We start from the raw sequence: 15115 nt of genomic DNA on the forward strand, positions 1-15115 counted from the left end.
CTTCCTCTCCTGTACCGAATCTAAATTAATCAGATTCGTTTTTTATTTACCTCGAAGCTATTATTGCTCGATGGCCTATTTTTAACTTAATATCGAATTGACCGATAATAGTTTGATTTTGATCTTGAGGTTGCACCGGCTGCCACTGCCAACACAGTTCGGCAAAAAGCTTCTCAAGATCCGCTTATACAATTCAGCATCTACGAGTCCCCTGTTGGCTTGTACGGCTTTTGCTGACGGGGCGGCGACCGTGAGCGAAGGTTGGAAGCACGAGGTTGAGGCGATTTCCAGGGCTGTCGGCCACGAAGAAATTGCGCGCCTCATCCGCTCATTCTTCCGCCTGTGAACAGCAACGCGCGCGAGACGCGGCACATCTTGGAATTGATCTATTACTATAGATTGCGTTGCCGGCCCATGATTCCTGTCGTCACACACGCCCTTCATAACGCCGGCGGATCTGCACTCGTCGCAATCTTCAAGATACTCTCTAGCAAACATGCTTTGAAACATATTAGCGTCATTTCGACGCAATACTTGATTACGGCCAAACAACGCGCGGACCTGATGATCTGCTGGAGGCGCTGGCCAATCGCGCACGTCAGTAATTCTCGGACCATCATGCTTCCGCACGCCATGGCCGAAACACACGAAAGGCCAGTCCGATCTCATCGGAATGCTGTACATGCTTTCCTGATCGCCGCATGTGCCGTGATCATGATCACCTCTCCTTTCCCAACGTCTTAGCGTCGGCTTCGGAGAGTATTATTGTTATAAATCGTCTATGTAAAGGATTACATTTCTCCGTTCGTCGATATGCCGCGTAGCGCCAGCCATGCTGGACCGTCGTCATCAGCCAGCCAGATCACGTCCATCTCCTCGAACGCAAACGACATCGATTGCTCAGGCCGGTGGTGTCGCAGTGGTTGACTATTTTGGCGTGCATAGCGTTCCCGGCCCGAGACCACGCCTGCTTCATCGCCTAAAATTGGCGCAGCGCGCGCGCAGGTTCGGCGCTTGCGACTCGCCATGCGTGGCTGGCTACCGTTCCCGTTGCGATGATCAGCGCAAGCACGCTCGCGGCAACAAAATAGAGTGGCGACAAGGCAATTCGGTCGTCGAAGCCGTTCAGCCAGTCCGTCATCGCGACCCACGCGATCGGCCACGCGATCATGTTTGCAAGAAGGACCGGTCTCAGGAACTGACCGAGAAGCAATCGCATGACGTCGGCAGTCGAGGCACCGAGAACCTTGCGGATACCGATCTCCTTGACCCGACGCGTGGTGTCGAACGCGGCAAGACCGTAGAGACCGATACACCCGATCAGCGCCGCGAGCACCGCCCCGGCCGTGAACAACCGGGAACGCTGGACGTCCTGGCGATAATAGGATTCGTACAGCGTTTGATCGACCGTCGTCGCGACTGGCGGCACCGCTGGTGCGACCCGGTGCCACATGGCTTCCAGACGCGCCAGAACGGGTCTGGTATCCTCCGACGTGCGAACCACCAGGATCGAGCGGTTCCCGCCGCCCGGTTGATAGCGATATGCGAACGCCTCGACCGGCTGACGCGGCGTGCCGAACCGCATGTCGGCGATGACCCCGACGATCCTGACCATGCCATCGTCCAGGGAAACCACCTGATCGATCGCATCGGCGGCATGGTCGAACCCCAGGCGCTGGACGGCCGTGCGGTTTAGGATGATGTTTGTTGTGTTCAGCGTATCCTTGTGGTCGGTTGCGCCGGAGCGTTCACGGTCGCCATCAAGCGTAAAACGCTCCGGATCGAAGACCCGGCCCGCGAGCAACCGGGCGCGGTAGATCGCGAAGAAGCGATCGCCGACCGTGGACTGGACGATCATCGGCGGTTCACCGGTTGCCCCTGCGCGTTTCATCTTGGCGATCGCGAACGTACCGCCCCCGGGCACGGCACCGCTCGTCGTGATACCGACAACGCCGGGAAGCCGTCGGATCGAGTCCCTCAACCGGGCACGCTGTTCCATATCGAGTGCGCGATCCCCGTAACCGGTCATCATGATCAGCCCGTCGCGCCCAAAGCCGATGTCCGCCTGCCGGACGTGCCGGGTCTGGGCGTACAGTACCGCCGTACCGATCATCAGCGCGACGGCGATGCCGAACTGGAGCACGACCAGCGCTTGCGTAGCCGCGCGCCTGATCGATCGCCGCCAGGGGTCCGTACCGCGGCAAGAACGCCGGCGGGCTGGAACCGGGAGATCACGAAGGCCGGATAAAACCCCGCGAGCAGCGCCACCATCGCGATCATGACCAATAGCGGCGGCAGGATCGACCGCGTTCCCCAATAGGCGATCGACAGGTCGGTACCCCGATCGTATTGACGAAGGGAAGCGCGATCTCGGCAAGCGCGAGCCCGATCAATGCCGCGAGCATCACAGCGATCAGCGCCTCACCGAGCAACTGGCCGACCAGCGTGCGCCGGGTTGCACCGACGACCTTGCGTATCGCGATCTCCCGCGCTCGGAGACCGGCGCGCGCCGTTGCAAGGTTGATGTAGTTGACCATCGCCAGCAGCAGCGCGACGATTCCCACCGTACCCAGCACGGCGACGACCGTGCTCACGCCCTTGTCGGCGAGGTGGAGGCTCGAGAGCGGCTTCAATCCTTCTTTCAGGAACCGACGTGCCTCGGCATTGAACTGGGGATCGGGGTGGCGCCGCATGAATGAGCCGACCCGGTCCACGGTTGCGGCATCGGGAACCATCAGAAAGGTCGTGACGCCGTAGCTCGCGGATAACGTGTCATCCGCGGGTTTGGCCGGAATCGCGGCGAACATGTCGCTAGTGTAGGTCTGGTTCTTCGGCAGGTCGGCAATCACCGCCCCACCCGATAGACTTTGGGCGTGCCGTCGATCGCGACGGTCAGCGTCCGACCCAGCGGACTGGTCTTGCCGAAATAGCTTTCCGCGACACGATGCGAGACGATGAGCCCGTCGGGCCGCGCGATCGTCGTCGCGACATCGCCTTCGACGACGGGAAACGGGAAGATCCGGAAATACGCGGGGTCGACCAACGCCAGCTTTCGCGTGATGCTGGTGTTTCCTGTCAGCACCGTCGCGGTATCGTAAGGCGTCATTCGCGCTGCGACGAGGTTAGGGAATGCGTCCGCCAATTGCGCGGCGAGCGTGGGCGAAGACGGGATCGGCAATTCCGGGTTTCCCGGAAACTGGACCGTTCGCTCAACCGTCCAAACCCGCTCCCATCCCGGCAGAACGCGGTCGTAACTGGTCTCGAACCGAACGAACAGGAACAGGACGAGAAACACCGCGATGCCGAGCGCGAGCCCGCCGATGTTGAGGATCGCATACAGGCGATGCCGGGCGAGCGACCGGTACAGGGTGAGCCACATCGATCGGCCCCTATTCGTGGCGCAGCGCGCGCGCGGGTTCCGCGCATGCGACACGCCACGCCTGGCCGAAGACGGTGACGCTTGCGATCAGCACCGCGGCGAGCGAGGCGCCGACGAAGAACATCGGCGACAGCGCAATCCGGTCGTCGAACCCGCCTAGCCAGCGCTGCATCGCGACATAGGCGAGCGGCCACGCGACGAGGTTGGCGAGGATCACGGGGCGCAGGAATTGCCCGATCAACAGCCGCAGCACCTCGGCGGTCGAGGCGCCGAGCGTCTTGCGGATACCGATCTCCTTCACGCGCCGTGCGGTGTCGAACGCCGCCAGGCCGTAGAGCCGATGCAACCGATCAGGACCGCCAGCACCGCGCCGATCGTGAACAGTCGCGAGCGTTGCGCGTCGGCCTTGTAATAGCGCTGGTACAAATTGTCCTCGACCGAGCGGGCCTCGAACGGAACGCCGGGAACGACGCGCTTCCATGCCGCCTCGAGCGCCGCCATCATCGTCTTCGCATCGGCGCCGGTATAACGGACCGCCGCGAACGGCGAGAGGATATCGACGGTGTTGTAGGTATAGGCGACCGGCGTGACGGCATCGCGCGGGCTCCTGAAGCGAAGATCGTCGACCACGCCGATGATCGTCGCGCTTCGCTCGCCATCGTTGATCGCCTGCCCGACTGCTGCCGTTGGCGACGCGAAGCCGAGCGCGGTCACCGCCGTGCGGTTGATTACCACGTTCGGCCCTGCCCGCTTGCGTTCGGCGAGCGTTAGCAGGCCGCGATCGTCGGCATGCGCGGCATCGAACAGGCGCCCCGCGACGAGGCGCGCGCCGTACGCCTGGAAATAGTCGCGGCCCGTGCCGACATCCATCAGCGACGCCTTGCTGCCGGGTGCGCCTGTGCGCGCATAGCTCGAGAAATTGGTCGTACTCTGGTCGCCCGGCGCGTTGTTCGCGACCGTGACGCCGGTGACGCCAGGGGCTGCCGCGAGGCTGCGAAGGATCGCTGCGCGCTGCGGAGGATCGATCCCGCCGGTCATCAGCGAGCACACGATCATCAGCCCATCGCGCCGAAAACCGAGATCGGCATCTCGGATATGCGCGGTCTGGCTGAGCATGATGCCGGTCGCGATCGCAAACGCGATCGCGATCGCGAACTGCACGACCACCAACGCACTCCGCAGCCTCGTGCCGCTACGCCCACCACCGGGCGCGCGCGTCGAGGCGAGCACTGCGGCGGGGCGAAACCCCGAGAGCACGAACGCGGGATACAGCCCGCGACCAGCGCGATGCCCAAAACCAGCAGGACCAGCGGCACGACGACGCCGTCCCAACCGACATAGCGGATCGCCAGCGACGTTCCGCCAAGCGCGTTGACGAACGGCAACGCGATCTCGGCCAGCGCGAGCCCGATCAGCGCCGCCACCGCGACGGTCGCCAGTGCCTCGCCCAGGAATTGCCGGATAAGCGACCGCCGCGTGCCGCCCAGCACCTTGCGCATCGCCACCTCGCGCGCGCGCAGCCCGGCGCGAGCGGTCGCCAGATTGACGTAGTTCACGATCGCGATCAGCAGCGTCAGCAGCCCGACCGCGCCCAAGGTCGTGACGATCGCGCGATCACCCGGACTATACAGATGCATCGCAGTCAGCGGTCGCAGCGACTGGAAATACTCGCCTTTCTTGACGTTGCCCCCGGCATAAGCGTGGCGATCGAGAAACGCGGGCAATTGCGCCTCGAACGCGCGCGCGGCGGCATCGTCGGGGAAACGCAGGAACGTGGTCAGCGACGCGCTGCCCCAGTGCTCCCACCATTCGTTGCCGAAGCGCGTCCGCGACAGTTGCGCGAACATCTCGCCCTTGAAGGTGACGTCGTCGGGCATGTCGCGCAGCACCGCCCCGACCTTGTAGGGATAGGTCGTCCCGTCGATGGACAGTTGCAGCGTCCGGCCGATCGCCGACTGGCTCCGAAATATTTCCGCGCAGTCTTCTGCGTGACCACCAGGCCGTTCGGATCGGCAAGCGTTGCTGTCGGATCGCCCTCGACCGCGGGAAAGCGCATAAGATCGAAGAAGTTAGGGTCGACCGTGCCCAGCTCCTCGGCGGTCGCTTGCCCGCCCTGCTGCACGGTCGCGGCCATGTTCATGTAGCGCGTGCCGACCAGCTGCGGGTAATCCGCCTGCAGGATCTTGAGCTCGCTGCCCATCGTGTTCGGATTGGTGTCGGCCGGATAGCCCGGCATCACATAGCGTTCCTCCATTACCCACAACCGGTCTTGCTGCGGTAGCCACGGTCATAGCCGGTCTCGAACCGCACGAAGAGGAACAGGACGAGGAACGTCGCGATCCCGAGCGCGAGACCGCCGATGTTGAGCAGCGCGAACAACCGGTGATGCGCGAGCGAGCGATAGAGACTGGTGAGCGCGGACATGGCGGTTCCTTCAGGCGTCGCTTGCGGAATCGGGGCCGGGCGTGACGCCGGGCTTGGTCGCTGCGAGATGGCGGACGAGCACCACCACGAGCAGCATCAGCACGATCATCTGGAGCGATCGGCGCATCAGGCGGCCCGCCGCGCCGACGAAGGATACGGCCGTCGAGCATGTGCACCGTCCGCTTGGCGATATCGGCGTGCGACGGGCTGTGTGTGACCATCACGATCGTCGCGCCCTCCGCATTGAGCTGGCTGAGGATGTCCATCACCTGTGCGCCGTTCTCGGTATCGAGGTTGCCGGTCGGCTCGTCCGCGAGGATCAGCCGAGGCTCGCCGACGATCGCGCGGGCGATCGCCGCGCGCTGTTGCTGGCCGCCCGACAATTGGTGCGGGTGATGACGCTGGCGGTGGGCGATGCCGACGCGGTCCATCGCCGCTGCCACCGGTCCTTCTTCTCGCGCGCGGGCATCGTCCGATAGGCGAGCCCGAGCGCGACGTTTTCGGCGATGGTCAGCTCGTCGATCAGGTTGAAGCTCTGGAACACGAAGCCCAGCCGGTCGCGGCGAAGCCGAGCGAGCTGCGCTTCCGGCGCATGGGCGATGTCGGCACCTTCGAACAGATATCGCCCGTCCGTCGGTCGGTCGATCGTGCCGATGATGTTGAGTAGCGTCGATTTGCCGCAGCCGGACGGCCCCATGATCGCGACGAATTCGCCCGCCTCGACCGCGAGATCGATGCCGCCAAGCGCGGTCGTCTCGATCTCGTCCGAGGCATAGGTGCGGCTGAGGTCCTGTAGCTGGATCATGATCAGATCCTATCGGATGAGAAGGGTCTGGAAGGGGGTGTAGGTGCCGAGCGCAGTCGTCACGATCCGTTCGCCGGGGGCGAGGCCGGAGACGATCTCGACCTGATCGGGATTGCGGCGGCCGGTGACGATCGCGCGCCTGACGGCCTTCTTGTCGCCGTCGAGCACGAACGCGGTGGTGCCGCCCGCATCGAGCCAGCCGCCCGACGGCGCGACCACCGCCGGCCGGTCCGCGCCCAGGACAAGCCGGACGTCGAGCGTCTGGCCGCGGTTCAGCCCCGCAGGCGCCGCGCCGCGAAAGCCGAGTTCGATACGGAACCGGCCCTCGGTGACCTGCGGCAGGATCTTGATGACCGTCATCGAATAGCTGCGCCCCTCGATGTCGGCCGCTGCGCCTAGCCCGGCCCGGACGCGCCCGAGATAGAATTGGTCGACATCGGCGGTCAGCTTCCACTGGCCTTCGGAGTCGATCTGACCGACGGGATCGCCCGCCTTGAGCGTCTGGCCGGGCTGCAGCGTGAAGGCGGTAAGCCGTCCCGCGACTGGCGCGCGCAACACCAGTGCGGACAGGCTCGCACGGACCATCGCCAGGCTCTCGCGCAACTGTCGCGCGGTCGCGGCGATGCCGGAGGACTGGTCCGCCAGCGTCGCGCCCGCTTCCGCCGTGCCACGATCCAGCGCAGCGACCCGCGCCTGCTGGTAACCGACATCCTCGCGCACCGGATCGATCGCGGCGCGTGTGATGATCCCCGCTCGAACAGGACCTGCTTCTGCGCGAGCAGCGTGCGTGCCTTGGACAGCGCGTTGCGCGCGTCGGCCAGATTGCGCGCGCCGTCCTGGCGCGTGCTTTGCACCGACAGCCGCTGGCCACTGATCGCGCTCAACTGCCCGACGATCTCGGCCGAGCGGCTGGCGACATCGAGCTCGAGCGAAGGGTTGGACAGTCGTGCGAGCGGCGTGCCGGCGACGACCATCGCGCCGTCGCTCGCCACCATTTCGGCGACCTGTCCGCCCGAGATCGCGGTCACGAACACGGTGCGGAGTGGCGCCACCTCGGCGCGCAGCGGCACGAAATCGCGGAACGGCGCGCGGGTGACTTCGCCGGTTCGGATGGCCGCGGCATCGACGGTCAGCGCGTTCGCACCGGGCATGAGCAACCACAGCGCAACCGCTGCCGCCACTACGGCAAGCCCGATAACGCCGCGCACGATCAGCGTGCGCCGTTTGGCGTGCGGGCGCTCGATACGCCGGTCCATCGCGGCGCCAGTTCCGGGCAGGGTCGTCTGCGTCATGCGGACAGTGTACGGGACCGCACGCAAACAGACTAAAGCGCTGTAATCTAATCAAAGATTGGCGGTCGAGGGTCCCGGCCAGCGCGCAGACTGTACCGACTGTCCGTTTCCGGACACTATGGCCGCCATGTCAACCGAGATCGCATATCCTGGTCGTCGACGACGATCCCGACATCGCCAAGGCCGCTAGACTGTTGCTGGAGCGGCACGGCATGCGCGTGTCGACCGCAGCGAGTCCGGAGGCGGCCTGGGTCCTGCTCGCGGGCGAGCCGGTCGACGTCATCCTGCTCGATCTCAATTTCGCGCGCGGGCGAACCACCGGCGAGGAAGGCTTCGCGATGCTCGACCGGCTGATCGCGGGGGATGCCCGCGCGGTGGTCATTGTCGTCACCGGGCATAGCGGGATCGCGGTCGCGGTCCGTGCGATGCGCGGTGGCGCGACCGATTTCGTGATCAAGCCCTGGAACAACGAACGCCTGCTGACGACGGTCGAACGCGGTCTGGCGTTGCGTCGCGCGAAGCTGGAAACGGCAGCGACGCCGCGCGTCCCGACGGCATCCTGCTCGGCGAGAGTCCCGGCATCGGGCGCGCACGAGACCTGATCGCTCGCGTCGCGCCGACCGCCGCCCCGATCCTCGTTCACGGCGCAGCCGGCACGGGCAAGACGCTGATCGCGCGGCTGATCCATCAGGCCTCGGCCCATGCGCACCTACCACTCGTCACGCTGGACGCCGAAGCCGCCGACGCCGCCGTCATCGCCACGCAAACGGCGGCCGCCGCCGGTGGCATGCTCGTGATCGATCATATCGACCGCCTGCCCCGCGCACTCCACGGCGTCCTCCTTGCCGCCCTCGATGGCATACGGGTCGTCGCGACGACGCGGCTGGACCGCGCCGGCCTTCGGGCAGCGATCGGTGAAGACCTGCTCGACCGGGTCGGCACGATCGACATCGCCCTTCCTCCGCTCGTCGATCGGACGGGCGACGCGCTGCTGCTAGCCCGCCATTTCCTCGCGCTGTTCGCATACCGCCATGACAAACCGAACCGGCCGCTGGGCGACGACGCCGCGCATGCAATCGCGACGGAACGCTGGCCCGACAATGTCCGCGGCCTGCGCCAGACGATGGAGCGCGCGGTGTTGCTCGGTAACGGCGAGGCCTATGCGATCGCCGACTTCAGGCTGTCCCCCGATATGGCCGAGCCCCAATCGCTGGCACCCGACCTGTCGCTGGCCCGTAACGAGGAGACGCTGATCACCGCAGCCCTCGAACGCCACGCGTTCAACGTCAGCCGCGCCGCCGCCCAGCTCGGGCTGACGCGTGCTGCGCTCTATCGACGGATGGCGCGCTATGGCCTCTGACCGGGTCCGCGCGATGCTACGCGCGCTGGTGATCGCCGCAGCCGGGGCCGCCGGTGCGGTCGCCGCCACGCGTGGCCTGTACGCCACGGCGTTGCTCTCCGCATTGCTCGCCGTCTGGATCGCGGCGCTCAACCTGGTCGATACCGGTCAGCGCCCGCCATTGCCGCCACCACCGGCACCGGTCTCTGCCGGAGAGGAGGAACGCCGCCGCCTGAACGCCTATCTCGATCTGTCACCCGCGCCGCTGGTCGCGCTCGACGACGGCCGCCTGCGCGTCGTCAACCGCGCCGCACGGCGTTTGCTCGGAGCGAGCGATCTCGTCGCCGATCCGCCCGACGGGCTCGTGGCCGCGCTCTCCGATACCCGCCCCGGCCGCACCGCCACGATCGACATCGGCGACGATACCGACGTCCGGAGCTTCGCGCTGGCCACCGGCGACCTTGCATTGGCAGGCCGGATGACGCGGATCGGCGCGCTGATCGATATCGACGCCGAACTGAAGGCCGCCGAGGCCGGCGCGCTCCGCGATCTCGTCCAGGTCCTGAGCCACGAAATCGTCAACGCGCTGACTCCGATCGCCTCGCTCGCCGAGACCGCGGTCGCGATGCTCGACGATCCCGAGCCCGCGCTACCCAAGGTCCGCGACGCGATCGAGACGGTCGCGCGCCGTGCCGCCAGTCTGCACCGTTTCGGCGAAAGCTACCGTGCGCTCGCGAGGTTGCCGGCGCCCAGCCCGGAACGGATCCCGCTGGCCGGATTCGTGAACGACCTGACGGCGCTGTTCACGACCCGATGGCCGACGATCAGCTTTACGACGGACCTTCAACGCGCGCCGGCCTATCTGCTCGCCGATCCGGACCAATTGACCGCCGCACTCTGGGCAGTCCTGCAGAACGCGGCCGAAGCTTTACACGAGGCGCCAGATGCTCGCGTCACGTTCGCTGTCTCGACCATGGTCGGCCAAACACAGTTCACCATGACGGACACCGGTCCCGGCATTCCCGCCGGGCATCAGGCCGACATCTTTCGCCCCTTCTTCACTACCAAGACCGAAGGCACGGGTGTTGGTCTGGCCCTGGCTCGGCAGATCCTTCGCGGCCACAACGGCGATCTCGGCCTCGTATCTTCCGTCCCCGGCGAAACGCGGTTCGAGGGCGCAGTCGGGTCCGTTTTGACCAGCTGAATAATTATTCGTCATACGCCTGTGACCATCCATCAGCGCGCCTTGGCCGGACCATTCGGGTTCCGGCGTGCTTCCGCGACCGCCTTACGCAAGGTCGCAAGGTCGAGCGTGCCGGGCGCTAGATAGGCGCCGATGATGAACGCGGGCGTACCTTGGAGGCCGATTGCCGGGGCCTGCTCGCTGGTTCTTGCGAGCAGTGCGTCGATCTCAGCCTTGTGTTTTACGAGATCGGCTTGCAGCCGGGGCCAGCTCACCCCTGCCCGATTTGCGGCGGTCCTTATCGCGGAAGAATCCAGTTTCCCTGCCCCTGCATACAGTGCTGCGTTGAAGGCTTCGTGCTTGCCCTGCCACTGGCTGGCGATGGCGGCGCGCGCGGCTTCTACCGACACGGGCCCAAAAATCGGCCAGTCCCGATAGACCAGCCGGATCTTCGGATCGGAGGCGATCAAGGCTGCGACCACGGAATGCATGCGCCGGCAATAGCCGCAATTATAGTCCGCGAACTGGACGATCGTGATGTCATAGCCTTTGGGCGCGACTTTTGGGGCAACCGGATCTTCCAGGATCGCCGACTTGGTGATCGTTGCGGCGACCGCCGGTGGGGTCAGCGCGTCCGTGGCCCCTATGCCAAGGCCGGTGATCGCGAGCACTGCGAGCGTCGCCACCGAGGAGCGAATGCAGTTCATTGATGGGTCTCCAGAATGTCGTCGATACCGTCGTCGAGCGCAGCCCGCGAAATCTCTCCGGCATGGCTCTCGCGTATCATGCCGTCCCCGGCGACGAACAGGGTAGTCGGCAGGGCTCCCGAACCAGCAGCGTGGCTGAAATCCTGGCTACGATCGACCAGCAGATGCGGTGATGTCCAGTCGCTTCGTGGCCAGGAAAGCCTTAACGACGTCCGGCGTCTCGCCTTGATCGACGAACAGAGCCGGCACTGCGGGACGTGCCGCCGCGGCCCGCACCAGCATCGGCATCTCGCGCTGGCACGGGCCGCACCAGGTCGCCCACAGGTTGATGACGAACGGCTTTCCCCGAAAACTATCGATAGCAACCGGCTGTCCGTCGATCGTGTACGCGACAAGTCCCTTGGGCAGAGGAATGGCGGTATCCTCGACGAGGAGATGAGCAGCCGCTGCCCAGACCATGACGGCGATACCCAGGCTCGCCAGCGATCGATAGAGCGCGGTGGAACCGCGGAGCATGGCGACGAGCACCAACGCCGCCCCGACGATGCCCGCTATCGCGGAAAATCCGCCCTGCCAGATCGCGAGCGCCGACAGGGGATCATCGCTGTAGCTAGGGATGTGCATGGCAACATAGCCAATGCGTCCCATGACCAAGCCCGCCACGACCGCCGCCGTAGCCGCGTTCGACGTCGGCCGGAGCGACTTGCGCGTCAGAAACGACACCAGGCCGATAAAGGCCGCGATCGCGAGCAGCGCGAGCAACCGGTCGGTCGACAGCACCAGCGGACCGAGGGCGACGGTATTGCCGATCGTCACAACGCGGCCGCACTCTTCCACAGCATATAGGCTGCAACGACGAAGATCAGGATCGCGAAGACGGTCGTGAGCGTCCCGCGGCCGGAAAGGCGCTTGCAAAGACCGTCCCGACCATGCCGCCGACGACACCACCAGCGATGAAGACGCCCGCAAGCGGCCAGTCGACGAGCCCGGACAGCGCGTAGTTGGTCGCGGTCGCCAGACCGAACGCCGCGACGGCGACCAGCGATGTGCCGACCGCGTTGATCATCGGCATCCTGGTCGATGCGATCAGTCCGGGCACGATCAGAAATCCGCCGCCGATGCCGAAAAAGCCCGAGAAAATTCCTGTACCAAGCCCGAAGCCTAGCACTTTCGGGGCGTTTGCGCGATTGCAGGCTGCGCCCTCGACACCGAGGTTGCGCCGGCCGCGCAGCATCAGGATGCCGACCGCGACCATGACGATGGCGAACAGGAACAGCAGATGCTGGCCATCGACGGCCTTGCCCGCCGTCGATCCGCGAATGCACCGAGCACGCCTGCCCCCGCATACATCAGACCGCAACGCCATTTGACGGTGCCGGCCCGCGCATGGCTGAGCAGGCCTGTCGCCGCATTCGCCGCGACCGCGAGCGCGCTCGTCCCGATCGCCACGTGCGGATTGGTGACGCCGACCAGATAGACCATCAGCGGCACGGCAAGGATCGAGCCGCCCCCGCCGACGAGGCCAAGCGTGAAGCCGACTAGGCCTCCGGACACTGCGCCCAGCAGGTATTGGATGGTATCGAGCATGAAAACGGAACCTTGGACGGCGGAGCTGGCTCAGGCGGCTTGGCGATGCTCGGGATGCGCCATCCACTCGCGGCCCTTGAGCATGCCGTTCCAGTAAATCCATGGCAGGCCTTCGGACTTCAGCAGCCAGGACAGCCGCTGCGGCAATGCCCTCGATGATCCACTTCGGAAAACTCGGCAGCAGCTTTCCGCCGTAACCGAACTCGGCGAGCAGGATCTTGCCGCGCTCGACCGTCAGCGGACACGAGCCATAGCCGTCGTAGAGCGCCATCGGCGCCTTGCCGGCGAGCATCGACAGCAGATTTTCGGCGACGATCGGGGCCTGCTTGCGCGCGGCGGCCATGGTCTTGGCGTTGGGCGTCGATCCGCCATCACCCAGACCGAACACGTTGGCGTAGCGAATGTGTTGCAGGGTCGTCTGATCGACATCCACATACCCCGCTTCGTTGGCGAGCGGACTACGCGCGACGAACGCCGGTGCCTTCTGGGGCGGCGTGACGTGGATCATGTCGAACGATTTGGTGATCTCTCCGCCCTTCTCCCGGAAGGTGGCGGTTCGATCAGATCCGTCGACCGCGACCAGGGTGGACTCGAACTGGAGGTCGATACCGTAGCGGTCGACATAGGCCATCAGCGGCGGGACGAACTCCTTTACGCCGAACAATACGCTCCCGGCGTTGTGAAACTGCACGTCGATGTCCTTGAGTACGCCCTGCCGCTGCCAATGATCGCACGACAGGTACATCGCCTTCTGTGGCGCGCCGGCGCACTTGATCGGCATCGGCGGCTGGGAGAACAGCGCGGTACCGCCCCTCAGGGACCGAACCAGTTCCCACGTATAGGGTGCGGTGTCGTAACTATAGTTGGACGTGACGCCGTTGCGTCCGAGCGTGTCGACAAGCCCATCCACCCCGGCCCAGTCGAGCGCGATCCCCGGCGCGACGACGAGCGCGCGGTATCCGACGGTGGAGCCGTCTTCCAGTGTCACGGTATCGCGCTCGGGCTCGAAGCTGGCGACCGCGCCTTTGATCCAGCGCACGCCGGCGGGCATGACGCTCGCCTCGGATCGCCGCGTATCCTTGGCATCGAACACGCCGCCGCCGACCATCGTCCAGCCCGGCTGATAGTCATGCTCGGTGCGCGGCTCGATGACGACGATGGCGAGTGAGCGGTTACGCTCGCGCAGCGACGCAGCCGTGGCCAGCCCTGCCGAGCCACCGCCGACGATGACGACATCGGCCCGCGATGGCCCCGCTCCTTCCGGAATGACGGCGGTTGTTTCAAGTCGGGGACGAAGTGCCGTCAGGTCATAGCCGGCGTCGCTCGCCGTCCTGAGGATCGTATCCGCCGGCAGCGCCCCGGCTTGCGAGAGCGCCCATAGCGAGGTCGAGCGCGTGCCGGTGCGGCAATAGGCGAGGACCGGAGCGCCGAGACGCGACAGCGCATCGGCCATACGCGCGACATCCTCATCGCCGATCTTGCCCGGGACGACCGGCACATGCGCAAACGCCATGCCATGCGCCGCCGCAAGCCGCTCCATGTCGGCGGCCGATAATTGCCCCGGCTCCTCGCCATCCGGCCTGTTGTCGATGATGGCGCGAAACCCGTCCCGCGCTGCCTGGGCGATATCCGCCTCGGTCAGCTGGGGCGATACCGACAATGCGGGGGTAAGCAGCTTGATGGTCATGCGGATCGTCCTCGAGGGGCGCTCCGGAACGCAACGCGCGCGCCGGAGACGAAGTCAGGCGGCGAGCAGGCGCTTCGAGAAATACCAGTCGGTATAGGCAAAGCCTTCGCCCTCGCGGCCGGCGGCGGCGGCGATCGTCTTGGGCGGCGGCACGATGGCGTCCTCCCCGGCTGCCAACCGGCCGGCGTCGCGACGCCATTGGCATCGCTTGCCTGCATCGCGGTGACGAGGCGGACGATTTCGGGGATCGAACGACCGTTGCTCATCGGGTAGTAGAGCATCGCACGGAGCACGCCGTCGGGGTCGATCACGAAGGTCGCGCGCACGGCCGACGTGTCGCTCGCGCCCTCGTGGATCATGCCATAGGCCCGCGCGACCTCCATCTTGAGGTCTTCGATGATCGGAAAGGGGATTTCGACGCCGAACTTCTCGGCGATGTTCCGGGTCCAGGCGATGTGCGAATAGATGCTGTCGATCGAAAGACCGAGCAGCTCGCAATTCCTCGCCTTCAGCTCGGCCGCGACCCCGGCGAAACCGATGAACTCGGTGGTGCAGACGGGCGTGAAGTCGGACGGGTGCGAGAACAGCACCAGCCACTTGCCCTTATAGTCGGCGAGCGTGCGATCGCCGTGCGTCGTCTTGGCGGAGAAGCCCGGTGCGGGCGCATTGATGCGCGGCAGGCCGACCGTCGATGTATCAGACATGGGGATTC

Annotated in this window: 18 protein-coding genes and 3 pseudogenes; 5 read left to right on the forward strand and 16 right to left on the reverse strand. The window is 65.6% G+C overall.

The annotated features are described in order from the left end of the window. Positions 1 to 979: 979 nt before the first annotated feature. The 11 genes and pseudogenes from AC0IX7_RS07520 to AC0IX7_RS07570 form a co-directional block, all read right to left on the reverse strand. Positions 980 to 2143, reverse strand: a complete 1164-nt coding sequence (locus tag AC0IX7_RS07520; RefSeq protein ID WP_471811058.1) for an FtsX-like permease family protein — start codon at positions 2141 to 2143, stop codon at positions 980 to 982. Beyond that, on the reverse strand, positions 2113 to 2280 hold the full coding sequence (locus tag AC0IX7_RS07525) for a hypothetical protein (RefSeq protein ID WP_471811059.1): 168 nt from the start codon (positions 2278 to 2280) through the stop codon (positions 2113 to 2115). The genes AC0IX7_RS07520 and AC0IX7_RS07525 overlap by 31 nt, the downstream gene beginning before the upstream one ends. After that, positions 2277 to 2849: an ABC transporter permease gene (locus tag AC0IX7_RS07530; RefSeq protein WP_471811061.1), complete on the reverse strand. Its 573-nt coding sequence runs from the start codon at positions 2847 to 2849 to the stop codon at positions 2277 to 2279. The genes AC0IX7_RS07525 and AC0IX7_RS07530 overlap by 4 nt, the downstream gene beginning before the upstream one ends. After that, complete coding sequence (locus AC0IX7_RS07535; RefSeq protein ID WP_471811063.1) at positions 2846 to 3379, reverse strand: ABC transporter permease; 534 nt, start codon at positions 3377 to 3379, stop codon at positions 2846 to 2848. The genes AC0IX7_RS07530 and AC0IX7_RS07535 overlap by 4 nt, the downstream gene beginning before the upstream one ends. Before the next feature lie 10 nt (positions 3380 to 3389). Further along, positions 3390 to 3680, reverse strand: coding sequence for an ABC transporter permease (locus AC0IX7_RS07540; protein WP_471811065.1), 291 nt, complete (start codon positions 3678 to 3680; stop codon positions 3390 to 3392). Continuing rightward, entirely contained in the window at positions 3677 to 4540 is an 864-nt protein-coding gene (locus tag AC0IX7_RS07545) for an ABC transporter permease (protein ID WP_471811066.1), read from the reverse strand. The genes AC0IX7_RS07540 and AC0IX7_RS07545 overlap by 4 nt, the downstream gene beginning before the upstream one ends. After that, positions 4435 to 5268: an ABC transporter permease gene (locus tag AC0IX7_RS07550; protein WP_471811068.1), complete on the reverse strand. Its 834-nt coding sequence runs from the start codon at positions 5266 to 5268 to the stop codon at positions 4435 to 4437. Before AC0IX7_RS07550 ends, AC0IX7_RS07545 begins: the two co-directional genes overlap by 106 nt. After that, positions 5157 to 5633, reverse strand: a complete 477-nt coding sequence (locus AC0IX7_RS07555; protein WP_471813983.1) for a hypothetical protein — start codon at positions 5631 to 5633, stop codon at positions 5157 to 5159. The genes AC0IX7_RS07550 and AC0IX7_RS07555 overlap by 112 nt, the downstream gene beginning before the upstream one ends. Further along, a complete protein-coding gene (locus AC0IX7_RS07560; RefSeq protein WP_471813984.1) occupies positions 5633 to 5803 on the reverse strand; it encodes a hypothetical protein in 171 nt (56 codons plus the stop codon). The genes AC0IX7_RS07555 and AC0IX7_RS07560 overlap by 1 nt, the downstream gene beginning before the upstream one ends. Before the next feature lie 359 nt (positions 5804 to 6162). Continuing rightward, a pseudogene (locus AC0IX7_RS07565) lies at positions 6163 to 6608 on the reverse strand (ABC transporter ATP-binding protein); the annotation flags it as partial. 9 nt (positions 6609 to 6617) lie between these two features. Beyond that, positions 6618 to 7328: an efflux RND transporter periplasmic adaptor subunit gene (locus AC0IX7_RS07570; RefSeq protein WP_471811069.1), complete on the reverse strand. Its 711-nt coding sequence runs from the start codon at positions 7326 to 7328 to the stop codon at positions 6618 to 6620. A 128-nt stretch (positions 7329 to 7456) separates the two neighbouring features. On the opposite strand from AC0IX7_RS07570, the gene AC0IX7_RS07575 reads away from it, so the two are divergent. The 4 genes from AC0IX7_RS07575 (at position 7457) to AC0IX7_RS07590 (ending at position 10443) form a co-directional block, all read left to right on the forward strand. Then, positions 7457 to 7936: a hypothetical protein gene (locus tag AC0IX7_RS07575; protein ID WP_471811071.1), complete on the forward strand. Its 480-nt coding sequence runs from the start codon at positions 7457 to 7459 to the stop codon at positions 7934 to 7936. Positions 7937 to 8094: 158 nt separating this feature from the next. Next, positions 8095 to 8502 (forward strand): response regulator, encoded by a 408-nt coding sequence (locus AC0IX7_RS07580; protein ID WP_471811073.1) that lies wholly within the window; start codon positions 8095 to 8097, stop codon positions 8500 to 8502. Further along, positions 8502 to 9260 carry a sigma-54-dependent transcriptional regulator gene (locus tag AC0IX7_RS07585; protein ID WP_471813791.1) on the forward strand — a complete coding sequence of 253 codons (759 nt, stop codon included), beginning with the start codon at positions 8502 to 8504 and terminating at the stop codon, positions 9258 to 9260. The genes AC0IX7_RS07580 and AC0IX7_RS07585 overlap by 1 nt, the downstream gene beginning before the upstream one ends. Further along, positions 9250 to 10443: a sensor histidine kinase gene (locus AC0IX7_RS07590; protein WP_471811074.1), complete on the forward strand. Its 1194-nt coding sequence runs from the start codon at positions 9250 to 9252 to the stop codon at positions 10441 to 10443. Before AC0IX7_RS07585 ends, AC0IX7_RS07590 begins: the two co-directional genes overlap by 11 nt. A 32-nt stretch (positions 10444 to 10475) precedes the next feature. Here AC0IX7_RS07590 and AC0IX7_RS07595 read toward each other — a convergent pair whose 3' ends face one another. Beyond that, positions 10476 to 11093, reverse strand: a complete 618-nt coding sequence (locus AC0IX7_RS07595; protein ID WP_471811076.1) for a DsbA family protein — start codon at positions 11091 to 11093, stop codon at positions 10476 to 10478. Between the two features lie 38 nt (positions 11094 to 11131). Between AC0IX7_RS07595 and AC0IX7_RS07600 the strand changes: the two genes are divergently transcribed. Then, complete coding sequence (locus AC0IX7_RS07600) at positions 11132 to 11302, forward strand: hypothetical protein (protein ID WP_471811078.1); 171 nt, start codon at positions 11132 to 11134, stop codon at positions 11300 to 11302. On the opposite strand, the gene AC0IX7_RS07605 is transcribed toward AC0IX7_RS07600, so the two are convergent. From AC0IX7_RS07605 to AC0IX7_RS07620, 4 genes and pseudogenes are all read right to left on the reverse strand, one after another. Further along, complete coding sequence (locus AC0IX7_RS07605; protein WP_471813793.1) at positions 11277 to 11909, reverse strand: TlpA family protein disulfide reductase; 633 nt, start codon at positions 11907 to 11909, stop codon at positions 11277 to 11279. The two genes, AC0IX7_RS07600 and AC0IX7_RS07605, sit on opposite strands and share 26 nt — an antisense overlap. Positions 11910 to 11941: 32 nt before the next feature. Further along, positions 11942 to 12716 (reverse strand): annotated as a pseudogene (locus AC0IX7_RS07610) (sulfite exporter TauE/SafE family protein). 958 nt (positions 12717 to 13674) lie between these two features. Beyond that, positions 13675 to 14403 (reverse strand): annotated as a pseudogene (locus tag AC0IX7_RS07615) (protein tyrosine phosphatase family protein); the annotation flags it as partial. After that, a complete protein-coding gene (locus AC0IX7_RS07620; protein WP_471813794.1) occupies positions 14400 to 15107 on the reverse strand; it encodes a peroxiredoxin in 708 nt (235 codons plus the stop codon). The gene AC0IX7_RS07620 and the pseudogene AC0IX7_RS07615, both read right to left, overlap by 4 nt. Between the last annotated feature and the right edge of the window lie 8 nt (positions 15108 to 15115).

The sequence above is a fragment of the Sphingomonas sp. AC411 genome, assembly GCF_979253035.1.